The 23,375-nt window shown below is 75.2% G+C and carries 19 protein-coding genes; 12 read left to right on the forward strand and 7 right to left on the reverse strand.

The window, feature by feature from the left end; all coding sequences use genetic code 11:
- Positions 1-143: 143 nt before the first annotated feature.
- Complete coding sequence (locus tag CP973_RS13135) at positions 144-842, reverse strand: TetR family transcriptional regulator (RefSeq protein ID WP_150240401.1); 699 nt, start codon at positions 840-842, stop codon at positions 144-146.
- A gap of 128 nt (positions 843-970) precedes the next feature.
- Between CP973_RS13135 and CP973_RS13140 the strand changes: the two genes are divergently transcribed.
- On the forward strand, positions 971-1,735 hold the full coding sequence (locus CP973_RS13140; protein WP_150240403.1) for an SDR family NAD(P)-dependent oxidoreductase: 765 nt from the start codon (positions 971-973) through the stop codon (positions 1,733-1,735).
- Positions 1,736-1,800: 65 nt separating this feature from the next.
- Here the strand turns inward: CP973_RS13140 and CP973_RS13145 are convergent, their stop codons facing one another.
- The gene (locus CP973_RS13145) at positions 1,801-2,880 is read right to left on the reverse strand and encodes an ABC transporter permease (RefSeq protein ID WP_150240405.1); all 1,080 of its coding nucleotides are present in this window, start codon (positions 2,878-2,880) and stop codon (positions 1,801-1,803) included.
- Between the two features lie 268 nt (positions 2,881-3,148).
- Between CP973_RS13145 and CP973_RS13150 the strand changes: the two genes are divergently transcribed.
- Positions 3,149-6,967: a DNA polymerase III subunit alpha gene (locus CP973_RS13150; RefSeq protein WP_150240407.1), complete on the forward strand. Its 3,819-nt coding sequence runs from the start codon at positions 3,149-3,151 to the stop codon at positions 6,965-6,967.
- Entirely contained in the window at positions 6,964-8,040 is a 1,077-nt protein-coding gene (locus CP973_RS13155; protein WP_150240408.1) for a DNA polymerase Y family protein, read from the forward strand. Before CP973_RS13150 ends, CP973_RS13155 begins: the two co-directional genes overlap by 4 nt.
- Here CP973_RS13155 and CP973_RS13160 read toward each other — a convergent pair.
- Positions 8,004-8,666 (reverse strand): pyridoxamine 5'-phosphate oxidase family protein, encoded by a 663-nt coding sequence (locus CP973_RS13160; RefSeq protein ID WP_150240410.1) that lies wholly within the window; start codon positions 8,664-8,666, stop codon positions 8,004-8,006. The two genes, CP973_RS13155 and CP973_RS13160, sit on opposite strands and share 37 nt — an antisense overlap.
- Before the next feature lie 78 nt (positions 8,667-8,744).
- Positions 8,745-9,329 (reverse strand): TetR/AcrR family transcriptional regulator, encoded by a 585-nt coding sequence (locus CP973_RS13165; protein WP_150240412.1) that lies wholly within the window; start codon positions 9,327-9,329, stop codon positions 8,745-8,747.
- 108 nt (positions 9,330-9,437) lie between these two features.
- On the opposite strand from CP973_RS13165, the gene CP973_RS13170 reads away from it, so the two are divergent.
- Positions 9,438-9,980: an SRPBCC family protein gene (locus CP973_RS13170; RefSeq protein WP_150240414.1), complete on the forward strand. Its 543-nt coding sequence runs from the start codon at positions 9,438-9,440 to the stop codon at positions 9,978-9,980.
- Between the two features lie 310 nt (positions 9,981-10,290).
- Here the strand turns inward: CP973_RS13170 and CP973_RS13175 are convergent, their stop codons facing one another.
- Positions 10,291-11,298: a lytic polysaccharide monooxygenase gene (locus tag CP973_RS13175; RefSeq protein WP_150240416.1), complete on the reverse strand. Its 1,008-nt coding sequence runs from the start codon at positions 11,296-11,298 to the stop codon at positions 10,291-10,293.
- Between the two features lie 289 nt (positions 11,299-11,587).
- Between CP973_RS13175 and CP973_RS13180 the strand changes: the two genes are divergently transcribed.
- The 4 genes from CP973_RS13180 to CP973_RS13195 all read left to right on the forward strand — a co-directional run bounded on the left by CP973_RS13180 (position 11,588) and on the right by CP973_RS13195 (position 17,961).
- The gene (locus CP973_RS13180) at positions 11,588-12,871 is read left to right on the forward strand and encodes an ATP-grasp domain-containing protein (protein WP_208853174.1); all 1,284 of its coding nucleotides are present in this window, start codon (positions 11,588-11,590) and stop codon (positions 12,869-12,871) included.
- Positions 12,872-12,978: 107 nt separating this feature from the next.
- Positions 12,979-14,868, forward strand: a complete 1,890-nt coding sequence (locus CP973_RS13185) for an IucA/IucC family protein (RefSeq protein WP_150243517.1) — start codon at positions 12,979-12,981, stop codon at positions 14,866-14,868.
- A gap of 76 nt (positions 14,869-14,944) precedes the next feature.
- The gene (locus tag CP973_RS13190) at positions 14,945-16,699 is read left to right on the forward strand and encodes an IucA/IucC family protein (protein WP_150240418.1); all 1,755 of its coding nucleotides are present in this window, start codon (positions 14,945-14,947) and stop codon (positions 16,697-16,699) included.
- Positions 16,696-17,961: a type III PLP-dependent enzyme gene (locus CP973_RS13195; RefSeq protein WP_150240419.1), complete on the forward strand. Its 1,266-nt coding sequence runs from the start codon at positions 16,696-16,698 to the stop codon at positions 17,959-17,961. Before CP973_RS13190 ends, CP973_RS13195 begins: the two co-directional genes overlap by 4 nt.
- On the opposite strand, the gene CP973_RS13200 is transcribed toward CP973_RS13195, so the two are convergent.
- The gene (locus CP973_RS13200; protein ID WP_150243519.1) at positions 17,895-18,830 is read right to left on the reverse strand and encodes a GNAT family N-acetyltransferase; all 936 of its coding nucleotides are present in this window, start codon (positions 18,828-18,830) and stop codon (positions 17,895-17,897) included. The genes CP973_RS13195 and CP973_RS13200 overlap by 67 nt on opposite strands.
- A gap of 215 nt (positions 18,831-19,045) precedes the next feature.
- Here CP973_RS13200 and CP973_RS13205 point away from each other — a divergent pair, with 215 nt between their 5' ends.
- The 3 genes from CP973_RS13205 to ddaH are packed head-to-tail and all read left to right on the forward strand — an operon-like array spanning position 19,046 to position 20,642.
- A complete protein-coding gene (locus CP973_RS13205; RefSeq protein WP_150240421.1) occupies positions 19,046-19,444 on the forward strand; it encodes a GntR family transcriptional regulator in 399 nt (132 codons plus the stop codon).
- The gene (locus CP973_RS13210; protein WP_150240423.1) at positions 19,441-19,869 is read left to right on the forward strand and encodes a VOC family protein; all 429 of its coding nucleotides are present in this window, start codon (positions 19,441-19,443) and stop codon (positions 19,867-19,869) included. Before CP973_RS13205 ends, CP973_RS13210 begins: the two co-directional genes overlap by 4 nt.
- On the forward strand, positions 19,866-20,642 hold the full coding sequence (ddaH, locus tag CP973_RS13215; RefSeq protein WP_150240426.1) for a dimethylargininase: 777 nt from the start codon (positions 19,866-19,868) through the stop codon (positions 20,640-20,642). Before CP973_RS13210 ends, ddaH begins: the two co-directional genes overlap by 4 nt.
- 13 nt (positions 20,643-20,655) lie before the next feature.
- Here the strand turns inward: ddaH and CP973_RS13220 are convergent, their stop codons facing one another.
- The gene (locus CP973_RS13220) at positions 20,656-21,768 is read right to left on the reverse strand and encodes a DUF5925 domain-containing protein (RefSeq protein ID WP_150240427.1); all 1,113 of its coding nucleotides are present in this window, start codon (positions 21,766-21,768) and stop codon (positions 20,656-20,658) included.
- A 154-nt stretch (positions 21,769-21,922) separates the two neighbouring features.
- Here CP973_RS13220 and CP973_RS13225 point away from each other — a divergent pair, with 154 nt between their 5' ends.
- Entirely contained in the window at positions 21,923-23,368 is a 1,446-nt protein-coding gene (locus tag CP973_RS13225) for a GH39 family glycosyl hydrolase (RefSeq protein ID WP_150240429.1), read from the forward strand.
- Positions 23,369-23,375 lie beyond the last annotated feature (7 nt).

Below are 23,375 nucleotides of genomic sequence, written 5' to 3' on the forward strand. Positions count from 1 at the left end.
CGTGTCCGGTTCCGTATCCGGCGCCGTGTCCGGTTCCGTATCCGGCGCCGTGTCCGGTTCCGTATCCGGCGCCGTGTCCGGTTCCGTATCCGGCGTCATGTCCGGTTCCGTATCCGGCGCCTTGTCCGGTGCCGTGGCCGATGTCATGTCCGGCGCCGGTCCAGCCCCGGCAGCCCGGCCGTCAGCGCGCGCATCCCGCGCGCCACCAGTTCGGCGGGGTCCTCCGCCCGCGCGTCCGCCCCGTCGTCCGCCGCGGCCCAGGTCTCCACCGCGACCCGCATCGCCGTGTTGGCGGCCGCCGCCGCGAGCCGTACCTCCAGCGGGCCGCCGTCCGTCACCTCGGCGAGGACGGGGATCAGCGCCTCCTCGGAGTCGTGGTGCACGCGGTGCCAGACCGCGCGCAGCGCCGGGTCGTCCCGCATCACCCGCAGCAGCCCGCGCGTCCAGCGCAGCGCCTCGGCGGCCCGCTCGTCGGACGGCGTCAGCGCCCGCCGTGCCGCCCGCTCCAGCGCGTCCCGCACGGTCGGCCCGTCCGCCTCCGCGGCCAGTGTCTCTCCGGCCGACCGGCGCAGTTCCGCGAGCCATTGCCGTACCCCGACGGCGAGCAGCGGCGCGACCGCGTCCTCCTTGGTGCGGAAGTAGCGGTAGAAGGTCCGCAGGGCGACGCCGGCGGCGCGGGCGATGTCGTCGGCGGTGACGGCGGAGCCGCGCTCGGCGAACAGCGCCGCGGCGGCGCGCGCGATCTCCAGCTCGGTCGCCGCCTTGCGCCGCTCGGTCAGGGAGGGGGCGGCGGGCGGCGGGGGTGTGGGGGCCGGTGCGGTGGGGCGCGGTGCGGTGGGCATGGGGCGAGCTTACGACGCCCGTACGACAAGGTGGCGCGACCCGCATAGGTGGCACAACGTGCCACCAAGGCGTACGGTGCCGGTGTCGTCCGCGACGGACGCGGACACCGAGAGCGGGAGAGAGCCACATGGAGCGCTTCGACGGACGCCGCGTCCTGATCACCGGAGCCGGGTCGGGCATCGGGCAGGCCACCGTCCACCGGGTGCTGGCCGAGGGCGGCCGGGTGATGGCCGCCGACATCAGCGAGGCGGGGCTGAAGGCCACCGCCGAGCGGGCCGCGGCGGACGGCCACGGTGACCGGCTGGGCACCGCGGTGCTGGACATCGCGGACGAGGCCGCGGTGCGCGCGGGCGTCGCCGCCGCCGTCGAGGCGCTGGGCGGGCTGGACGTCCTGGTCAACGCGGCGGGCATCCTGCGCGCCTCGCACACCCACGAGACCAGCCTGGACGCCTTCAACCGGATCATCGCGGTCAACCTGACCGGCACCTTTCTGATGATCCGCGAGGCGCTGCCCGCGCTGCTGGAAGGCCGGGCGCCGGTGGTGGTCAACTTCAGCTCCACCTCGGCCGCGTTCGCGCACCCCTACATGGCGGCGTACGCGGCCAGCAAGGGCGGCATCCAGTCCATGACGCACGCCATCGCGAGCGAGTACGCCAAGCAGGGGCTGCGCGCGGTGTGTGTGGCGCCGGGGTCGGTGCGGTCCGGCATGACCGCGGACCCGGGGCTGCCCGCGGACGCCGACATGAGCCTGTTCGGGAAGCTGCTGCCGGCCATCGGCGAGGGCTTCGCGCCCCCGGAGACGGTCGCGGGCGTCATCGCGATGCTCGCCTCCGAGGACGGCGCGTTCATCACCGGTACGGAGATACGCATCGACGGCGGCACCCACATGTGAGACGCGCGGCGGCGTCCGTCCCCGGCAGGCGCCGCCGTCGTGCTCGGACCCGCACCGCCGTACCGCTACTGCCGTACCTCGCTGCGGTTGATCGCCGTCCGGCCCTTGGTGAGGGCGGCGAAGACCAGGGTCAGGACGGTGCCCGCGACGGCCCAGGCGGACAGCACCAGCAGCGGGCCGGTCACCGCGTTGCCGTGGAAGTACGCGATGGAGCGGGACGCCCAGGTGCCCGCGCCCGGCGGCAGCGCGGGGCCGATCGCCCGCCAGAAGTCCGGCAGCAGGGGGTACGGGTAGGCGCCGCCCGCGCTGGGGTTGCCGGCGATCACCACCACGAGGATGGTCAGGCCGATGCCGATGATCCCGGCGATGGCCTGGAAGGCGAAGGTGGTGGCGCCCACCGCGAACACGATCAGGGCGCCCAGACCCCACAGTCCGTAGAGGCTGCCGGGCAGGGCGCCCAGGATGGGGCCGATGACGACGGCCCCGGCCAGGCCGGTGAGGACCGAGTAGACGGCGAGCGCGCCCAGCCGGATGACCGCCCGCCTGGGGTTGGTGGGGCGGGCGCCGAAGCTGATCGCGAGGATCGCGGCGCACAGGTAGCCGCCCACGCACCAGCCGACCACCAGGTAGAACGAGGACAGGCCGCGGGTGTCGTCCTTGTCGGCGGGGGCGATGTCCTGGACCCGCACGGTGCGCTTCTGCGCCTTCTCCGCCTGGGTGACCACCTGCTCGACGGCCTGGGAGAGCGAGGCCCCGGAGCCGCCGGCCACCAGCAGCTTGTCGGTGCTGCCGCGCGGGTCGACGATCAGCGCGCCGTCGATGTCCCGCTCCTTGAGCTGCCGCGTCGCGTCCGCCTCGGAGGAGGCCGCGCGCGGGTCGAGGGGGGAGCCCGGCAGCTTGTCGAGCCGTTCGACGAGCTGTCCGCTCAGCTGCTGGGGCGCGACGACCGCGAGTGCCACGTCCTTCGGCTTGGGGGAGTGGAAGGCGCCCGCGTACGACGCGATGAACAGGGCCGTCAGGGCCAGTACCCCGATCATCAGCAGCGCGGCCCGGGCGGAGACCGCGTCCTTCACCTCCCCGAGGAAGCTGCCGCTGTGGGGGTCCTGGTCCCGGATCCCGCGGGTGCCGTCGTCCGCCGTGGCCATGCGCCACTCCCTCGCCCTGTCGTACCGAGCAGTCCGTTGCGGGCCGGAGATCCGGTGAGATCGGATCTCCGGCTCTTGAACCTTTTGCCCCATATCTTCCGTCCCACCACGGAAATCCGCAGGCCGGGCGGGCTGATCGGGGGCGGGAGCCGGGCCGGACCCGGGCGCCGTTCGATTTTCGTACGACTGTTCGAGAAAAGCGTTATGGTGGGAACGCGACGGGGGACGCGGAACAGGTCAGGGGGTGCACGAGCGGTAGGAGGCGCGGATGCCACGGTTCACGCATCTGCACACCGCCTCGGGCTTCTCCCTGCGGTACGGCGCCGCCCACCCGGAACGCCTCGTCGAGCGTGCCGCCGAACGCGGCATGGACGCCCTCGCGCTGACCGACCGGGACGGCCTCGCCGGCGCCGTCCGCTTCGCCAAGGCGGCGGCCGCGGCCGGCGTCCGCCCGCTGTTCGGCACCGAACTGGCGGTGGCCCCGCCCGAGGGCGGCCACCCGGCCCCAGGCGCCGCCCCGGGGGCGGCCCGGCGGCGCGGCCCGGTGCGCGGCGGCGCGTTCATCGACGAGTCCGCGGCCCGCGCCGTCTTCCTCGCCCGGGACGGCGCGGCCGGCTGGGCCATGCTCTGCCGCCTGGTCTCGGCCGCCCACGCCACCACCCTGCCGGGGGACTCCGCGCGGCCCGTACTGCCCTGGGCCGCCCTCACCGAAGCGGTGCGCGCCGGGGCGCCGGACGCGGTGACCGTCCTGCTCGGCCCGGACTCCGAACCCGGCCGCGCGCTGGCCGCCGGCCGCCCCGACCGCGCCGTCCGGCTCCTCGCCCCCTGGCGCGAACTGTTCGGTGACGCGCTGCGCCTGGAGGTCGTCGACCACGGCCGCACCGGCACCGGCCCCGGCTCGCTGCGCCTGGCCGCCCGCACCCTCGGCTTCGCCGTCGAACACGGCGTCCGGGCCGTGCTGACCAACGCCGTCCGCTACGCCGACCCCGGCCAGGGCCCGGTCGCCGACGTCCTGGACTCCGCCCGCCGCCTGGTGCCGGTGGACCGGCACCGCCCGGAGGCCCGGGACAGCGGCGAGCGGTGGCTCAAGGACGCGCACACGATGGCCCGTACGGCCGAGCGGGTCGCCGAGGCGGCCGGCCTCGGGCCCGGCACCGCGCGCCGGCTGCTGGAGATGACCGAGGAGACGGCCGCCGGGTGCCGGGTCGACCCGGAGGGCGGCCTCGGGCTGGGCACCGTCCACTTCCCCGAACCGCGCCTGGTCGGCGCCGCGCGCCGCACCGCCGGGCGGGTGCTGCGCTCACGCTGCGCCGCCGGGATGGTGCTGCGCGGCTACGACCGGCGCCGTAAGTACTGGCAGCGGATGGACCACGAACTGGACATCATCGAGCACCACGGCTTCGCCTCGTACTTCCTGACCGTCGCCCAGGTCGTCCAGGACACCCGGGACCTGGGCATCCGGGTCACCGCGCGCGGCTCGGGCGCGGGCTCGCTGGTCAACCACCTGCTGGGCATCGCACACGCCGACCCGGTCGAACAGGACCTGCTGATGGAGCGCTTCCTGTCCAAGCGCCGCGCGGTGCTGCCCGACATCGACATCGACGTGGAGTCCGCGCGCCGCCTGGAGGTCTACCGCGCGATCTTCGACCGGTTCGGCACCGAGCGGGTCGCCACCGTCGCCATGCCCGAGACCTACCGGGTGCGGCACGCCGTACGGGACGTGGGCGCCGCGCTGGGCATGGACCCGGCCGAGGTGGACCGGCTGGCCAAGGCCTTCCCGCACATCCGGGCCCGGGACGCCCGCGCGGCCCTCGCCGAGCTGCCCGAGCTGCGCGGTGTGGAAGCGGAGCGGTACGGGCCGATGTGGGACCTGGTCGAGGCGCTGGACGCGCTGCCGCGCGGCATGGCCATGCACCCGTGCGGGGTGCTGCTCTCGGACGCCTCGCTGCTGGCCCGTACGCCCGTCGTACCGACCCGCGGCGAGATCCCGTACCGCGACGGCGAGGGCGGCTCCCCGCTGCCGATGTCGCAGTTCGACAAGGACGACGTGGAGGAGATGGGACTGCTCAAGCTGGATGTGCTGGGGGTACGGATGCAGTCCGCGATGGCGCACGCGACCGCCGAGATCGGGCGGGCCACCGGCCGCACCGTGGACCTCGACGACCCGGCGCAGGTGCCGCCCGGCGACCCCGCCACGTACGGCCTGATCCGCTCCACGGAGACGCTGGGCTGCTTCCAGATCGAGTCGCCGGGCCAGCGCGACCTGGTCGGGCGGCTCCAGCCCGCCACCTTCCACGACCTGGTGGTCGACATCTCGCTGTTCCGCCCCGGTCCGGTCTCGGCCGACATGGTGCGGCCCTTCATCGAGGCCCGGCACGGCCGGCGGCCCGCCCGCTACCCGCACCCGGACCTGGAGGGGCCGCTGCGCGAGACCTACGGCGTGGTCGTCTTCCACGAGCAGGTCATCGAGATCCTGCGGATCATGACCGGCTGCGACCGGGGCGAGGCGGACGAGAAGCGGCGCGCGCTGTCCCGGCCGGGGATCCAGGAACAGGTGCGGGCCTGGTTCACCGAGCGGGCCGGGCGGCGGGGGTACGCGCCCGAGGTGGTCGAACGCACCTGGGAGATCGTCGAGGCGTTCGGCTCGTACGGCTTCTGCAAGGCGCACGCGGTGGCCTTCGCGGTGCCGACGTACCAGTCCGCCTGGCTCAAGGCGCACCATCCGGCGGCCTTCTACGCCGGGCTGCTCACCCACGACCCGGGGATGTACCCGAAGCGGCTGCTGCTGGCGGACGCGCGGCGGCGCGGGGTGCCGGTGCTGCCGTTGGACGTGAACCGGTCGGCGGTCACTCATCGAATCGAACTGGTGTCTGGTTCGGTGGACGGGACCCGGACACCGGAGGGCGGGACCCGGGCTTCGGGGGGTGGGGGCCGGGCCACGGAGGCCGGGCCGGAGCCGGCGGCCGGTCCGGCCGGGTCCGGTGCCGACTCCGCCGGGTCCGGTGCCGGCCCTGCCGTCTGGGGCCTGCGGCTCGCCCTGTCCGACGTGCACGGCATGAGCGAGGCCGAGGCGCGGCGCATCGAGGAGGGGCAGCCCTACTCCTCGCTCCCCGACCTGTGGCAGCGGGCCCGCCCCAGCCGCCCGGTGGCCGAACGCCTCGCCCGTGTCGGCGCGCTGGACGCCTTCGGCGCCAACCGCCGCGACCTGCTGCTGCACCTGGCCGAACTGCACGGGCAGCAGCGGGGCGTGGCCGCGGGGCAGCTGCCCCTGGACGCGGGGGACGGTGCCGCCGCGCCCGTCGAGGCGGTCGAACCGGCCGGGCTGCCCGACCTGAGCGACGTCGAACGGCTCAGCGCCGAGCTGGGCGTCCTCGGCATGGACACCACCCGGCACCTGATGAGCGACCACCGGGAGTTCCTCGCGGAGCTGGGGGCGGTCCCGGCCAAGCGGCTGCGCGAGGTGGAGCACGGGGAGACGGTGCTGGTCGCCGGGGCCAAGGCGGCCACCCAGACCCCGCCGATCCGCTCCGGCCGCCGGGTCATCTTCACCACCCTCGACGACAGCACGGGCCTGGTCGACTGCGCCTTCTTCGACGATTCCCACGAGACCTGCGCGCATACGGTCTTCCACTCCTGGCTGCTGCTCGTACGCGGCACGGTCCAGCGGCGCGGGCCGCGCAGCTTCAGCGTGGTCGGCGCCGCCGCCTGGAACCTCGCCGAACTGGCCGAACTGCGCCGCGAAGGCGGCCTGGAGGCGGTCACCGCGCACCTCGCGGAAGGGGCACGGACGGCGGACCCGGCCGGCGCGGCGGACGGCGCGCCGGGACCGCGGCCCGTACCGGAGCCGGTGCCGCGCCGGGTGCACAGCGAGCCGGGCCGCGCGGGCTCGGCCGCGGCCGAGGCGACCTGGGCGGCGGATCGGGCCCCGGCCGCCGCTGCCGGGACCGCGGCCGGTCCGGCCGCCGGACGCACCATCCGGCTGGAGACCGGCTACGAGCTGCACCCCTGGGCCGACCTCCGGCCCGCGGGCGAAGGCGCCGGTACGGGACGGAAGTTGTGGCACGCCAGTCCGGGGAGTGCGGGATGACGCTGACGAGTGGGACGGCCGACGGGCCCGGCACGTCTGCCGAAGTGCTGTACGTACGGTTCCGGGCCGCCGGGGACGGCGGTGCGGAAGGGGACCGGGGCGGCCCGCCCGGTGAGGAGACCTACGGGCATCTCCTGCGGCTGCTCGGCCAGTTCACGCCGGTGATCGAGGCACTGCCGCCGGACGCCGCGCTGGCCGACGTACGGGGAGCGCTGCGCTACTTCGAACGGGACGCCGCGGGCATCGCCGAGCTGATCCGGCTGCGGGCGCTGGCCTGGTACGGGGTGCGGTGCACCATCGGCGTCGCCGGCAACCCGCTGCTCGCGCGGATGGCGGCGCAGGGCGCGGCGCCCGGCGAGGTGCGCCGGGTCCCCGGCGACGCCGTCGCGGACTTCCTCGACCGCAAACCGGCCGCCGCGCTGCACGGCGTCGGGCCGGCGACCGCGCGCGCCCTGTGTGCGTACGGACTGGACAGCGTCGGCCGGATCGCCGCCGCGCCGCCCGCGACCCTGCAGCGCATCCTCGGCGCGAAGACCGGCCGGGCGGTGTACGACAAGGCCCGCGGGCTGGACCCGAGCCCGGTCACCCCGAACGCCGCCGCGCGCTCGATCGGCGCCGAACACCGCTTCGCGCACGACGAACTGGATCCGGACCGGCGGCGCCGCGCGCTGCTCTCGCTCGCGGACGACCTCGGCGCCCGGCTGCGCGGCAGCGGCCGGGCGGCCCGCGCGCTCACCCTCACCGTCCGCTACGCCGACCGCTCCACGACGACGCGCACCCGGCGGCTGCCCGAACCGACCGCGCACGGGCCGGCGCTGACGGAGGCGGCGTACGCGCTGCACGCGGCGCTCGGGCTGCAACGGGCGCGCGTCCGGTCCGTGGCGCTGCGGGCGGAGGACCTGTGCCGGGCCGAACTGGCCACCCGGCAGCTGACGTTCGACCCGGCCGAGGACAAGGCGCGCCGCATCGAGGCGGCGGTGGACCGGGCGCGGGCCCGCTTCGGCGAGGCGGCGGCCCGGCCCGCGGCGAAGCTGGCTCAGCCGTACAGCCGGTCCCCGTACCGCGCGCCGTAGTGCTCCTCCAGCTGCTCCAGCGGGGTGTCGGGGACCTCGACGCCCTTGGCTATCCGGGCCCGGGAGGGCAGCGCGTCGGGCCGCCAGCTCTCCGGCTCCCACAGCCTGGAGCGCAGGAACGCCTTGGCGCAGTGGTAGAAGACCTCGTCGATCTCCACGAGCAGCGCCAGCCGGGGGCGGTGGCCCTTGACGACCATGGCGTCGAAGAACGGCGCGTCGCTCAGGATGCGGGCGCGGCCGTTGACGCGCAGGGTGTCGCCGCGGCCCGGGAGGACGTAGTCCAGCCCGACCTGCGGGTTGGCGAGGATGTTGCGGAAGCCGTCCACGCGCTTGTTGCCGGGGCGGTCCGGTATCGCGATCGTGGTGTCGTCCAGCACCAGCGTGAAACCTGCGGGGTCGCCCTTGGGGGAGACGTCGCACCGCCCCTCGGCGTCCGAGGTGGCCACGTAACAGAACGGCGAGCGCGCCAGCCACTGCCGGTCCAGGTCGTGCAGCCGGGTCCGGACCTTGTGCGCCGCGTGGTCGTTCGGCTCGCCGACCAGCTCGCGCAGCTCACGCTCGGACGCGACCTCCGTGACCTGCCCGGACGCCGTCCCCGCCTCCGCCGCCCGCTCCGCTGTCGCCACGGCGCTCCCCCTTCGTGCACAAGGTCAACTCACTTGCGACTGTACGGCACCCCGCTGACACCGGCCCGGCGGGCCCGCTCACCCCGCCAGCAGCGCGGCCGTACACCGCTCGGCCAGGTCCTCGGCGTGCTCGGGCAGCGGGGTGCCGCCGCGTGCGTGGCGGCGCACCAGGGACAGCGGTACGTCGATGACCGCGAGGAAGACCCGTTCGGTGTCCTGCGGGGTGCGCGCCCCGAGGTCCCGTGCCAGGGCGCCGACCGCGTCCCATACCCGCCGGTGGCCCCGGTCGGCCCGCTCGGCGTACGCGGCCGGCCAGCCGTCCCGGCCGAAGTCCCGCGCCCCGTACAGGAGGAGCGCCGCCTCCTCGGGGTGGGCGCGGCTCCACGCGACGATGTGCCGGGCCGCCGCCGCGCCCGCGGCCCGCGGGTCCGGCGCCGACCGGAGGGCCGCGAAGTACCCCTCCTGGAACCGCTCGACCGTACGCAGCCACACCTCGGCCAGGAGGGCGGGCCGCCCGGCGAAGCGGTGGTAGACCGATCCGCTCGGCGCGCCGACGGCCGCGGCGACCGCGGACATGGTCACCCCCGCCGGGCCGGCCTCGGCGGCCAGCCGGACGGCGGCGTCCAGGAGCAGGGATGTCTCGAAGAGCGGTGGTCTCGCCATGTTCTGGAGGGTACTCTCCAGAACGTATTGGAGGGCGCCCTCCAAAAGGGCCCTGCGCCGGGACCGAGCCTGCCCCGCGCCGGCCCGCTGTCCTCGGAGGTGGACGGAATGGGAATCTTCAACGTGCACGAGCGTGAACTGCCGGTGCCGCCGGCCACCGCCGGTGCGCTGATCGACGGCCTGGCGAGCGCGCACGATCCGCTGTGGCCGGGCCGCGACTGGCCTCCGATGCGGCTCGACCGCCCGCTCGGCGAGGGCGCGGCCGGCGGCCACGGCCCGGTCCGCTACACGGTCGTCGCCCATGTCCCGGGCATCTGGGTGCGGTTCGCCTTCAGCGGGCCGCGCGGCTTCGACGGCTTCCACGAATACACCGTGCACGCCCTCGGGGAGCGGCGGTCGGTACTGCGGCACACCTTGGCGATGCGCGTCCGTGGCCCGGCCCGGCTCAGCTGGCCGCTGGTCTACCGGCGGCTGCACGACGCGGTCCTGGAAGACAGCCTGGACCGGGCCGAGTTCGCCTGTACGGGGACGGTCGCGCGTCCCGCCCGCTGGAGCCCGTACGTACGCCTGCTGCGGCGCCTGGTCGGGGATTCGCGGGATTCTTCCGCCGGAACGGGAATCTCCGGCGTGGCGCGCCGCGCTGAGGAATGACACGACGTGAGGGGACCACGGCCCGGCGCGCGCCCGGCCCGCTCCCACGCCGCACCACAGGGGAGTGCGGCGCGGGGGCGGGGCGCGCGGAGCGGCGCCGCCACCCCCTGAGGTGAAGGGAAGGGGACGGCGGCGCCAGTGTGGGGGGTGGGCCCCGTGAGGCCAGCGGGGGATGGCCTCACGGGGCAAGCCCTGTGGGGTCAGTGGGGGATGACCTCACCAGGGGTCCTGCGGGGCCAGTGGGGGATGCCCCCGCAGGGTGGGCCCTCGTAGATGTGGGGGGAAGGGCCCTGCGGGAAAAGCGGAGGGATCAGCCGCGCTGCCGGGCGGCCTTGCGGCGCGCGCTCGCGAACAGGACCGAGGCGCCCAGCGCCAGGACGGCCGCGCCGCCGATGGCGATCGGCGCGGTCGCGCTGTTGCCGCCGGTCTCGGCGAGGTGGCTGCCGGCCGCCTGCTGGGCACCGGCCTGCTTCGGGTCCACCTCCTTGGCCGCGCCCCCGTTGGGGCGCGCCGCGTTGCCCGCGGCACCGTCGTCCCGCGCCGTGCCGTCGGCCCCGGCCGCCGGGGCGCCGCCGTGCGCGCCGTGGTGCATGTGGTCCATGGACGACTTGTCCGCCGCCGCCGCGATCTGCCGGTCGCTCGGCGCGGCGGCCGGGGCGGCGCCCTTGCCCGCGCCGCCGCCGTCCTTGCCGAAGACCACGTCGGAGCAGGTGTAGAACGCCTCGGGGCTGTCCGAGCGCTGCCAGATGCTGTAGATCAGGTGGCGGCCGGACCTGGCGGGCACCTTGCCGCTGAAGACGTAGTCGCCGCCCGTCAGTTTCGGGTCGGTGACCTTGGCGAACGGCTTGGCCTCCAGGTCGGACCACTTGAGCGGCTTGGCGGGGTCGTAGCCGTCCTTGGTGATGTACAGCTCGAAGGAGCCGCGGTGCGGGGCGGTCGCCTTGTAGTGGAACGTGTGGTCCCCCGCCCGCAGCCTGGTGGACGGCCAGTCGGCCCGCGGCAGGTCCAGGCCCTTGTACTCGGCGCTGTTGGCGCTGCACAGCTTGCCGTCCGGGATGCGCTTCCTGGACTGCCCGCCGGCGTTGCCGTCCCGTACGCCGTTCCAGTCGTACAGGGCCTGTGTGCCGCCGGCCGCGACCAGTGCCTTGCAGGCCGCGGACTTCGGGTGCTCCGGGCCCTCCGCGAAGCAGGCGGAGATCCGGCTGACCGGGTCGGTCATCGAGCCGTGGGCGACCGCCGGGGTCGCGGAGAGCGCGGTGAACACCAGCGGGGCGATACCGGTCAGCGCGATACCGGCGGCCTTGCGGCGAGCGGTCATCGTGGGGGTCTCCTTCGTCGGGGCGTGGGGGAGCGCACCGGCGGGAGCGCCTGATCCCGCCGGTGCGATCAGCACGCTAGCCCCGCTGAGCAGCGGATTCGGGCCCGGAAGCCGGTTCCCGGCGATCTTTATGGCCCGCTTAAGGAAGGCCTCAGGACGGATTAAGCCCTCGGGACGGACCGTGGTGGAGGCAATCCGGAACGCGCAGGGGAGGGGGTGGGGAGAGGGGCGCGGCGCCGGTGTGGCGCGAGTTGACAAAGTTAGGTATGCCTAACCTAATCTTCGGCGTGTGAACGAGGCCGCACCCCCGAACGACCCTTGCGCGGGCCTGATCCTCCTCGCCCGCAACCCCACCGACTCCGTCACGGAAGGCTTTCTGCCGGCCGCGGCCCGCCTCGGCCTGCCCGTGGCGCTGCTGACCGACCAGCCGGACGCCCACCGGGAGGCGTACGGGCGGTACGCGCGCGAGCGGGGCGGCGGCGGTCCGCTGCCCGGCGAGCCGGCCATCGTACCGTGCGACGTGGCGGACTTCCGGGCCGTGATCGCGCGAACCGCCGCTCTGGCCAGCCGAGTTGGGGCACCCGCTGCGGTCTTCACCAACAGCGACCACCTCCAGGCCCAGGCCGCCCTGGCCGCCGACTACTTCGGGCTGCCCGGCAAGGACTGGCGGGCCGCGCTCCGCACGAAGAACAAGGCCGAGCTGCGGCGCGCCCTGGCCGCCGCCGGACTGGACGCCGTACGGTCCGCCGAACTGGCGCCGGACGGCGGCCCGGCCGGCCGCGAAACGCGCCACCACGGCATCCCGTACCCCTGCGTCCTCAAAGCGCGTGAAGGGGTCGCGAGCGAGGACGTCTTCCTGGTCGCGGACGACGCCGAACTGGCCGCCCGCTGCGCCGAGATCCGGGCCCGGCGGCCCGGCGCCGCGCTGGTCCTGGAGGAGTACCTGGACGGCGACCTGTACACCCTGGAAACCCTCGGTGACGGGCACGGCCTGCACCCGCTCGCCTCGTTCCGCACGGACATCTCGCCGCCGCCGCACTTCATCGAGGAACGGCTGCGCCTGCTCCCCGAACCGCCCCGGCCCGCCACGGACCAGGTGCTGGCCCAACTGCGCGCGCTCGGCGTCGGCTTCGGCGCCTGCCACACCGAATACGTGGACCAGGGCGGCCGGGCTCGCATCATCGAGGTCAACTACCGCGCCATCGGCGACCGGTGCGACCTCGCCCTCGCCGAGGCGCTGGACCTCCCGCTCTTCGAGCTGATCCTCCGTACGCACCTGGGGGAGCGGCTGCCGCGGAGCCTGGATGCGCGGCGCGGCACGCGGGTGCGCATGGAGTACGTGTGCGCCGACCGTTCCGGGGCGCTGAAGGCGGCGCCCGACCCGGAAGTACGGGAAGCGGACGGCGTCCGCCTCGACTACCGGCCCTTACGCGAGGTGGGCGAGCGGCACCCCCTGTACCGCACCAACCGCGACTTCCTGGGGGTGCTGCGGGCCACCGGCCGCGACGAGGAGCGCATCGACGCGGCCGTACGGGAGTTCCTGGCCGCCCACCGTTGGGAGATCGTGCCGTGACGGCGGTGACGGGAGACGGCGTACCGGACACGCTGTGCGGTGCCGAGCCGGAGAACGCCGGCGGCGGCCCCCTCGACCGCCCGCAGGACGGCGTGGAGGAAGAGCTGATGCGACGCGTGCTCAGCGCGCTGCTGCGCGAGGACGCGTACGGGCTGCGCAGCGCCGCCGGAACGGTGCGCGGGACCGACGGCGACCGGCTGCGGCTGGCCCTCCCGGACGGCCCGGTCCTGGTCCCGGTCGAGGCCGACGGCTTCCAGTGCGAGGTCGCCGCCCGTACGGGAGTGCTGGAGCGCCCCGACGGCACGCGGCTGACCGGCATCGACGCCATCATGGGGCTGCTGCGCACCGCCGTGCCGCCCGAGGACCGGCCGGGCTTCGACGGCTTCGTCGGCGAGTGCCGCCAGGCGCTGGCCACCGCCCGGACGCAGGCCGCCGAGCGCGCGGCGGTGGTCGGCCGGCTGGGCCCGCACGCGGGCGGCGGGGCGTACGGCGGGAACAGCGGGCCGGCGGCCGGCGCGAGCGGCGGGGGCCGGGGCGCGGCACTGGGCGCGCACGCCGTGCCGGCCGGCGCGTACGACGGCGACCGGGCCTGGTGCGGCCCCGGCGGCGCCCTCGACTACGACACCCTCGCCGCCTACCGCGACCACCCCGTCTACCCCACCGGCCGGGCCCGCATCGGCCTGGACGCCGACCAGGTCCGCGCCTACGCGCCCGAGTTCGCGCCCGGTTTCGCGCTGCGCTGGCTGGCCCTCCCGTACGAGCACGTCAACGGCGACCCGGCGGCCCTGCCCCACTGGTGGCCCACCCCCGCGGACCTGGGCCTGCCCCGGCTGGACGACAGCCACCTCGCGCTGCCCGTCCACCCGCTCACCGCCGACGGGCCGCTGGCCGAAGCGCTGCGCGCCCGGGGCCTGGAGGGTGCGGCGCGGCTCGCCGACCGGGCGTGGCTGCGGGTACGGCCCACCCTGTCGATGCGGACCGTCGCCGTCACCGACGACCCGTACACCCACCTCAAACTACCGCTCGCCACCGCCACGCTGGGCCGCCTCAACCGGCGCGGCATGAAACCGGGCACCCTCGTGGACGGCGCGGTGGGCCAGCGCCTCCTGGAGACCGTCGTCGCCCGCCATCCGCGCTTCGCCGAGACCGTGCTCCTCGCCGACGAGACCACCCATCTGGACGCCGGGCACGACCTGCTCGCCACTCTGGTGCGCCGCTATCCCCGGGGCAGTGGTGGTACGGCGGCCGGGTGCGGAAGCGGCGGCCCCATCGCCGCGCGGAGCCTGCGCGGCCTGCGCGGGTCCAGCGGTCTGCGCGGCGCGCGGGTGGTGCCGGTGGCCGCGCTCACGGCCCGGATGCCGGACGGCTCCCTCGTCGCCGACGACCTCGCCCGCCGCTTCTACGGCGGCGACCTGCTCGCCCTCCTCGACGCCTACCTGACCCTGCTGCTGGACTGGCACACCACCCTCTTCGCGTACGGCATCGCGCTGGAGTCGCACCAGCAGAACACCTCGCTCGTCCTGGACGAGGTCGCCGGACGCCCACGGCTGCGCCTGCTGCTCAAGGACAACGACGGGCCGCGGGTGAACACCGTCCGGCTGGCCGCCGTGCTCGGCGGGGAGGCCGCCGACCTGTGCGGCTTCGCCGACCGCCGCATCCCGGTGGGCAGCGACGCCCCGGTGGCGGACGTGTTCACCACCATCACCGTCCACCTGTGCGCCGGCGCCCTCGCCTTCGAACTGGCGCGGCTCGGCCGGGCGCCCCTGCCGGTGCTGCTCGGGCAGCTCCGCGCGCGCCTGACGGAGGCCGTGGACCGGCTGGACGCCGCCCCCGGAGCGGCCGCCGTCGTACTGCGCACCCGCGTCCTGCACGCTGAGCGGCTGCCGGTCAAGGCCATGGTCACGGCCGGCAGCCTGCTCACGAAACGGCGGTCGGGTGCGTCGGACATCAACAAGCACTACGTCACCGGGCCGAACTACCTGCTCCCGGGCCGGTGATCACCGTCCTCGCACCGTGACCGGCCCGCCCACCGCTCGGGCACCCCTCTCCCCACCCCCTGTTGGAGTCCCCGCAATGCCCCTCGCCCCCTCCCGCACGGCCGTCCCGGACCGCGCCGTCCCGCGCTCGGCCGACGAACCCGTCGCCCACACCCTCCTCAACTGCCTGCTGCGCGAGATCTGCGGCCCGGAACGGCAGACCGCCGTGGCCGGTGACCACCTGCTGCTGCGCCTGCCGCGCTGCGGCGAACTGCTGCGGATCGGGCTGCGCCGCACCTCGCTGACCGGGGCTCACCGCTTCCGCGGCCCCGCCGGGCAGTGGCGCGACGGCGGCTGGCACGAACTGGGCTGGCAGGAACTGGCCGCGTGCGCGCAGCGCGAGCTGGAACTGCGTACCGGCGTACGGAACGAGGAGTTCCGTGCGCAGGTCGCGGCCAGCCACGCGGGCGTCACCGCCGCCCTGCGCCGCGCCGGGGCCCCGGCGGACCACGACGGCCGGGACTCCGGGCCGCATGCCCGCTATCTGCGCTCCGAGCAGTCGCTGCTGTTCGGGCACCGCTTCCACCCGACGCCCAAGTCCCGTACGGGCAGCGCCGCCGACTGGGCCCGCTACGCGCCCGAGGCCGGGGCCCGCTTCCGGCTGCGGCACCTGGCCGTACGCGCCGGGTGCGTACGCGAGGAGGCCGCCACGCCCGCCGCGCTCCTGGCCCTGGACCGGCAGGGCGAGGTGCCCGACGGGTACCGGCTGCTGCCCGCGCACCCCTGGCAGTACGCGATGCTCGGCGCGCACCCCGCCCTCCGGGACGCCGTGCGGCGCGGGGACCTGCTCGACCTGGGGGAGCGCGGTGACACGTTCGCGCCCACCGCGTCCGTCCGCACGCTCTACGACGGCCGCGCCTTCCTCAAATTCAGCCTCAACACCCGCATCACCAACTGCGTGCGCAAGAACGCCGACTACGAACTGCGCGGCGCCGTCGCCCTCACCCGCCACCTGGAACCGGTCGCCACCGCCCTCGCCGCGCGCTTCCCGGGCTGCGACCTGCTGCGCGAACCCGGCTACCGCACCGTGGACGTGGGCGACCGGGAACTGGCGGAAGGGCTCGGCGTCATCGTGCGGGAGGGGCTGGAGGAGCGGCTGCGGCCCGGCACCACGCCGCTGCTGGCCGCCGCCGTGGCCGACGAACACCCCAACAGCGACGCCCAGTTCGGCGCGCTGCTGCCTGACGGCGGGCCGGTGGCGGCGCTCAGCTGGTGGGACGCGTACCTGACGCTGCTCGTACCGCCCGTCATGGCCGCCTTCTTCGACCACGGCGTCGTCCTCGAACCGCACCTTCAGAACGTCGTTCTCTGCGTCGACGCCCACGGCATGCCCGCGCAGGTCCTCTTCCGCGACCTGGAAGGCACCAAGCTGCTGCCCGGCGGCCCGCACGCGGCGTTCCTCGCCGGGCTGCCCGCGGACGTGGCGCGGCCCCTGGTGTACGACCGGGAGCGCGGCTGGGACCGCGTCGTCTACTGCCTGCTCGTCAACCACCTCGCCGAGATGGCCGCCGCGGTCGCCGACCGGCACCCGGCGCTGGAGGGCGAGCTGTGGCGGGCCGTGCGGGGCGTGCTGCGCGAGCGGAGCGCCGCGCACGGCGAACCGGACGAACTGCGCGCCCTCCTGGCCGGGGCGCCGCTGCCCGCCAAGGCCAACCTGCTGACGCGGTGGGGCCGCGCGGCGGACCGGGAGGCGGGATACGTCCGCATCACCTCACCGGTCGGGCCCGGCGCCCCGGACGGCGGCCCCCCTGCGCCCATGGTCACCCGTACCCGCCCCCGGAGCACCTCATGATCACGGAACTGGCCGCGCGCCAGGTGGACGCCCTCACGGCCGGGCATCCGGGCCCCGGCGGCACGCTCGACGGCCCGCTGCCCGCCTACGTCTACGACCTGGCCGACCTCGCCGCCCACGCCGCGTCCGTACGGGCCGCCCTGCCGCCCCGCGTGGAGCTGTACTACGCGGCCAAGGCCAACCCGGACCCGCGCCTGCTGCGGACGCTCGCCCCGCACATCGACGGCTTCGAGGTCTCCTCCGGGGGCGAGGCCGCGCACGTGCGCGCGGCGGAGCCCGCGCTGCCGCTGGCGTTCGGCGGGCCGGGCAAGACGGAGGCGGAACTGCGCGCGGCCCTGGACCTGGGTGTCGAGCGCTTCCACCTGGAGAGCGAGCACGAACTGCGGATGCTCTCCGCCCTCGCCCGCGAAGCCGGGCGGGAGGCGGACGTCCTGCTGCGCGTCAACCTGCCGCTGGGCGCCGGGGCCACGGCCGGCGCGGCCCTCGCGATGGGCGGCCGGGCCACACCGTTCGGCCTCGACCCCGCGCGCGCCGAGCACTGCCTGCCGCTGCTCTGCGACGGCCCGCTGCGGCTGCGCGGCATCCACGCCCACCTGGCCAGCGGCCTCGACGCACCCGCACAACTGGCCATCGCCGCCCGGATCACCGACTGGGCCCGGCACTTCGCCGCCCGGCACGGCCACTCCCTGTGCGAGATCGGCCTCGGCGGCGGCATGGCGGTCGACTACGGACGCCCGCAGGCCCGCTTCGACTGGACGGAGTACGGCACCGCCCTCGCCGGACTGGCCGACCGCTACCCCGAGTTCACGCTGCGCATCGAACCGGGCCGGGCGCTGACCGCGTACTGCGGCTGGTACGTGACCGAGGTGCTGGACGTCAAGCACAGCCACGGCGAGGCGTTCGCCGTCCTGCGCGGCGGCACCCACCACCTGCGCACCCCGGCGGCCAAGGGCCACGACCACCCCTTCGTCGTGCTCCCCGTCGAGGAATGGGCCCGCCCCTGGCCCCGCCCGGGCGCCCACCACCAGGAGGTCACGCTCGCGGGCCAGCTGTGCACCCCGAAGGACGTCCTGGCCCGCCGGGCCCCCGTCGCCCACCTGCGCGCGGGCGACCGCATCGCCTTCGCCCTGGCCGGCGCGTACGCGTGGAACATCTCGCACCACGACTTCCTGATGCACCCGCCGCCGGGCTTCCATTACGTGGGCGATCCGGCGCCCGTCAGGTCCCTGACGCTGTGCCACTCCACGCCGAAGGGCCGGTAGCCGAACGCGGTGTTGATGGCGAGCATCGGGCCGTTCTCCGCGTCGTTGCCGGTGAAGGCCTCGGTGCACCCGGCGTCGCGGGCCCGGTGCAGGGAGGCGGTCTTGGCGAGCTTGGCCAGGCCCCTGCCCCGGTGGGGGCGGCGGGTGCCGGTCATCGCCGAGCCGTAGCGGTCCCGGCCGTCCGTACCGGCCAGGCAGAACGACGCGATCTCGCCGCCGACCGTCACCACCGTCGTCAGGTCCAGGTCGATGTCCGGGCGTTCCCAGGTGTGCACGATCCAGTCCTCGTACGTCATCGCGTCCACGCTCAGCACGTCGGGCTCGTCGGGCATCACCTCGGCGTCCGCCTCGTACAGCGGCCGGGGGTCGGCACCGAAGTCGGCGGCGGTGCGCAGCTCCGTGCCGGGCGGGAGGCTCGCGGGCAGCGGCGGCAGGGCGGCGCGGGCCAGGTCGAGGCGGAGGTAACGGGCCGTGCGCAGGTGGCGGTAGCCGCGGCGTTCGGCGAACGACATCGAGCGCGGGTCGTCCTGGGGGTAGGCGTGGAGATGGGTGGCGCCCAGACCGGCCAGGTGCTCCTCCGCGGCGGCGAGCAGGGCGCTGCCCGTGCCGCGCCCCCGGTGCCCGGGGTCCACCAGCGGCACGACGACGCCCTGCCCGGGCGTGCTGCTGTCATGCCGGACCGAGGCCTTCGCCACGCCGACGACGCGGCCGCCCGCCTCGGCGACGAACACCCGCAGCTTCCGCCCGGCCGGTGCCTCGGCGACCTCCCAGGCGACCGACTGCGGGGTGGAGATCTCGTAGGGCAGCACACGACGCCGGAGCTCGCAGACGTCCCGGGCATCGGCGGGACGGAACGGACGCACGGTGATGGTCACCAGCGGGACGGTACGCCCGCCGGCCGCACGGCGCCTCCGAATATCGCCCCGGACCCGTGTACCGCACACGCGCTCCGGCGGGGCCGGGCGGACCGCCGTTGCCGCCGCACGACATGGGTCGCCCTGCGGACACGGCGGGCACCGCTGACGCACAATGGGTGCGACCCACCCCCTGCGTCCCATGCAACCCCCGTACCAGGAGCGCCACCGTGGCCGTCCAGCAAGCGCCGCCCCTGCGGCTGACCATCGACCCGGACGCGGCGGAGGCGCCGTTCGAACAGGTCCGTTCCCAGATCGCCGGCCAGGCCCGCGACGGCGGACTGCCGGTCGGCCGCAAACTGCCCACCGTACGCGGCCTCGCCGAACAGCTCGGGCTGGCCGCCAACACCGTCGCCAAGGCGTACCGCGCCCTGGAGACCGACGGCGTGATCGAGACGCGGGGACGCAACGGCACCTTCATCGCCGCGGCCGGCGAGGCGGCCGACAAGGAGGCGGCCGCTGCCGCCGCCTCCTACGCCCGGCGCGCCCGCCGCCTCGGCCTGGACCACGCCGCCGCCCGCGCGGCCGTCATGGAAGCCTTGCGCGCCACCTACGGAGAGGACGTATGACCGCACTCGCCCGCGTCCAGTGCACCGCCCTGGACTGTCCCGACCCGCTGCGCCTCGCCCGCTTCTACGCGGAACTCCTCGGCGGCGAGATCAACCGCCCCGACTCCCGCTGGACCACCAACGGCGACTGGGTCACCCTGCACACCGCCACCGGATCGCTCCTGGCCTTCCAGCGCGTCTCCGACCACCGCCCGCCCCGCTGGCCGGACCCGGCGTACCCCCAGCAGTCCCACCTCGACCTCGGCGTGGACGACCTGGAGGCCGCGCACCGGCGGGTGCTGGAAGCGGGCGGCACCCTGCTGGACACCAGCCATGACGCCAAGCCGCACGGCTTCCGGGTCTACGCCGACCCCGCGGGTCACCCCTTCTGCCTCGTCAAGGAGCTGTCCGAGGACCGGCAGCACTACCCCGAGGGCACGGTGTGACCAGCAAGGAGGCGCTCATACGCCGCCCCGGGCCGCGCCTCGCCGAGGGGCTGACGACGCACATCGAGCGGCGGCCGGTGGACCCGGACCGCGCGCTGCTCCAGTGGGAGGATTACGTCGGCGCGCTGCGCGCGCACGGCTGGCGGACCACGGAGGTGGCGCCCGCGGACGACTGCCCCGACGCGGTGTTCGTCGAGGACACCATGGTCGTCTTCCGCAACGTGGCGCTGCTGGCCCGGCCCGGGGCCGGATCCCGCCGCCCGGAGGTGGCCGCCGCCGAGGAGGCGGCGGCCGCGCTGGGCTGTCCGCTGGGCCGTATCCGCGCGCCCGGCACGCTCGACGGCGGTGACGTCCTGAAGGTGGGCGACACGGTGTACGTCGGGCGCGGCGGCCGCACCAACGCCGAGGGGGTGCGCCAACTCCGCGCCGCCTTCGAGCCGTTGGGGGCCCGGGTGACGGCCGTGCCGGTCGGCAAGGTGCTGCACCTGAAGTCCGCGGTCACCGCCCTGCCCGACGGCACCGTCATCGGTTACCCGCCGCTGGTCGACGACCCCGCCCTCTTCCCCCGCTTCCGCGCGGTGCCGGAGGAGGCCGGGGCCCACGTCGTCCTGCTCGGCGGCGGACGGCTGCTGATGAGCGCGAGCGCGCCCCGCAGCGCCGAGCTGTTCGCCGGCCTCGGCTACGAGCCGGTGGTGGTGGACATCGGGGAGTTCGAGAAGCTGGAGGGCTGCGTGACGTGCCTTTCGGTACGGCTGCGGGAGCTGTACGCGTAGACCGGCCGTACGCCTACAGATACAACCCCGCATCCGCACCCGGGTCCTGGGACGGCACCGACGCGGGGCCGATGCCGCGGCGCAGTGCGTACAGCTCCGCGAGGGAGGCGCCGTCGCGGCCGATGCCCTCCTCCCTGCCGAGCCAGCGCACCGCCTCCGGGCGGCTGAGCGGGCCCACCTCGATGCGGGCCAGGCAGCGGCCGGGGCGCACCACGGCCGGGTGCATCCGCTCCAGGTCCTCGTTGGTCGTCACGCCGACGAGGACGTTGCGGCCCTGGCCCAGCAGCCCGTCCGTCAGGTTCAGCAGCCGGGACAGCGCCTGTCCCGCCGTGTGCCGGGCCTCGCCGCGGATCAGTTCGTCGCAGTCCTCCAGCAGGAGCAGCCGCCAGCGCCCCTTGCCCGCCGCGTCGTCCTCGCCGATGGCGATGTCCATCAGATAGCCGATGTCGTTGAACAGGCGCTCCGGGTCCAGTACGCAGTCGACCTGGCACCAGTCGCGCCAGGAGCGGGCGAGGGTGCGCAGCGCGGAGGTCTTGCCCGTACCGGGCGGGCCGTGCAGCAACAGCAGCCGCCCGGCGATCTCCTCCGGCGCCACCCCCATCAGCCGGTCCAGCGCCTCGGCCACCGGGGCGGTGTAGTTGGGGCGGATCTCCTCCCACGTACCGGCGGAGATCTGCCGGGTCGTGCGGTACGGGCCGCGGCGCGGGGAGAGGTACCAGAACCCCATCGACACGTCCTCCGGCTGCGGCTCCGGCTCGTCCTCCGCGCCGTCGGCCGACTGGCCCAGCACCTTCAGGGCCAGCTCGTCGGAGGTGGCCGTGACGGTCACGTCCGCGCCGCGGTTCCACCGCGACACCAGCAGCGTGAAGCCGTCGCCCTCGGCCAGGGTCGCGCTGCGGTCCTCGTCGCGCGCGGAGCGCAGCACCTTGGCGCCGGGCGGCAGCAGCGTCAGGCCGGCCTTGACCCGGTCCACCGAACGGCTGCGCGCGTACGGCTGCTCGCCGCTGGCGAACCGCCCCAGGAACAGGGCGTCGACGACATCGGACGGCGAATCGCTGTCGTCCATGGTCAAGCGGATCGGGAGGGACTCCTCGGCGGCGGACGGTCGGACGTGGTCGGCACACATGCCCACCATGATCCGGCACCACGGGGCACGGCGTACACGGATTTTCCCTTGTCGCCCGGGACTTTCCCCGGGGCCGGACGGCCCGGGGAACGGTCACCGGCACTTAGCCCGAAACCGGCCGGACGGCCCCCGAAGCTGGCTAGGCTGGCCCGTCGTGGGACGTCATGGGGAACGCCACGGTGGGGAACGGTACGGCGGCACGGACACCGCGGGGCGCCCGCCGGACGTGCCGGCGGCCGGGAGGTCCGGGCGGGGCCGCCGGACGCGCAACCGGTCCCGGGCCACCGCACTGCTCGCGGTCGGGGTGGCGGCGCTGGCCATGGCCCTGGCGATGTGCGGCTTCCCGCCGGAGAGCGGGAGCAGCGGCGCCGGTTCCGGCGCCTCGCCCGCCGCCCAGGTGGGCTGGGGGTTCACGCACACCGAGTACAGCGCGGACCGCGGCGACGCCGCCGCCACGCACAGCGCGTCCAGACTGCTCTCCGCCGAGCCGATGCCGCAGAACCAGCACATCATGGGCTGGGGCGCGCAGAACCCCGAACCGAGCCCGGGGAAGTACGACTTCACGGAGCTGGACAGCCGCGTCGACCTGATCCGCCGGACCGGCGGCACGCCCGTCCTGACGCTGTGCTGCGCCCCGGACTGGATGAAGGGCGGCAAGGCCGGCGAGACGGACTGGGGCGCGCTGGAGAAGGCGCCGGACCCGGAGCACTACGCGGACTTCGCCGAACTGGCCGGCACCATCGCCCGCCGCTATCCGGACATCCGCCACTTCATCGTCTGGAACGAGCTCAAGGGCTTCTACGACGAGGCCCGCAACCGCTGGGACCACGAGGGCTACACCCGCCTGTACAACCTCGTCTACAAGGAACTGAAGAAGATCGACAAGAACAACCTGGTCGGCGGCCCGTACACGGTCATGGACAGCCACCCGCCCGGCGACGACTCGTACGCCTCCGACGTGAAGGGCCCCTGGGGCAGCCTCGACCAGCGCACCGTCGACGCCGTCGAGTACTGGAACGAGCACAAGGCGGGCGCCGACTTCGTCGTCGTGGACGGCTCCAGCTACACCAAGGACGACCAGTACGTGCCGGACGCGTTCGCCGCCACCCGCAAGTTCGCCGATGTGGGCCGCTGGCTGCGGGAGACGACCGGGCTGCCGCTGTGGTGGGCGGAGTGGTACGTCGAGGTCGCGGACCGCAACGACGACCGCAACGGCTGGAGCGAGCCGCGCCGCACCGCCACCCAGGCGAGCGCGCTGATCTCCATGACCGAGGGCGGCGCCACCAGCGGCTTCTACTGGAACCCGCAGAACGAGGGCGCCGACTGCCCCGGCTGCCTGTGGCGCAGCACCCAGCTGCGGGACGGCGGCGGTGAACTGCCCATGATGGACCTGCTGTCCCGCTTCTCCCGCGCCTTCCCGCCCGGTACGTCCTTCGTGCCGGTGGACGTGGCCGCGGGGGATCGCGCGAACCTCCGCGTCCTGGCCGACCGCCGGACCCTCATGGTGGTCAACACCCTCGACCGTCCCGTCCGCACGACGGTGGACGGGCGGAGCCTGACCCTGGACCCGTACGAGATCCGCTGGGAGAAGCGGTCCTGAGGAGGAG

It is taken from the genome of Streptomyces albofaciens JCM 4342 (assembly GCF_008634025.1).
GTDB lineage: Bacteria > Actinomycetota > Actinomycetes > Streptomycetales > Streptomycetaceae > Streptomyces > Streptomyces albofaciens.

Coding starts and splice junctions, on each gene's coding strand:
- CP973_RS13135 (WP_150240401.1), bottom strand. CDS start 842: ATGCCCACCGCACCGCGCCCCACCGCACCGGCCCCCACACCCCCGCCG.
- CP973_RS13140 (WP_150240403.1), top strand. CDS start 971: ATGGAGCGCTTCGACGGACGCCGCGTCCTGATCACCGGAGCCGGGTCG.
- CP973_RS13145 (WP_150240405.1), bottom strand. CDS start 2,880: ATGGCCACGGCGGACGACGGCACCCGCGGGATCCGGGACCAGGACCCC.
- CP973_RS13150 (WP_150240407.1), top strand. CDS start 3,149: ATGCCACGGTTCACGCATCTGCACACCGCCTCGGGCTTCTCCCTGCGG.
- CP973_RS13155 (WP_150240408.1), top strand. CDS start 6,964: ATGACGCTGACGAGTGGGACGGCCGACGGGCCCGGCACGTCTGCCGAA.
- CP973_RS13165 (WP_150240412.1), bottom strand. CDS start 9,329: ATGGCGAGACCACCGCTCTTCGAGACATCCCTGCTCCTGGACGCCGCC.
- CP973_RS13170 (WP_150240414.1), top strand. CDS start 9,438: ATGGGAATCTTCAACGTGCACGAGCGTGAACTGCCGGTGCCGCCGGCC.
- CP973_RS13175 (WP_150240416.1), bottom strand. CDS start 11,298: ATGACCGCTCGCCGCAAGGCCGCCGGTATCGCGCTGACCGGTATCGCC.
- CP973_RS13185 (WP_150243517.1), top strand. CDS start 12,979: ATGCGACGCGTGCTCAGCGCGCTGCTGCGCGAGGACGCGTACGGGCTG.
- CP973_RS13190 (WP_150240418.1), top strand. CDS start 14,945: ATGCCCCTCGCCCCCTCCCGCACGGCCGTCCCGGACCGCGCCGTCCCG.
- CP973_RS13195 (WP_150240419.1), top strand. CDS start 16,696: ATGATCACGGAACTGGCCGCGCGCCAGGTGGACGCCCTCACGGCCGGG.
- CP973_RS13210 (WP_150240423.1), top strand. CDS start 19,441: ATGACCGCACTCGCCCGCGTCCAGTGCACCGCCCTGGACTGTCCCGAC.
- CP973_RS13220 (WP_150240427.1), bottom strand. CDS start 21,768: ATGTGTGCCGACCACGTCCGACCGTCCGCCGCCGAGGAGTCCCTCCCG.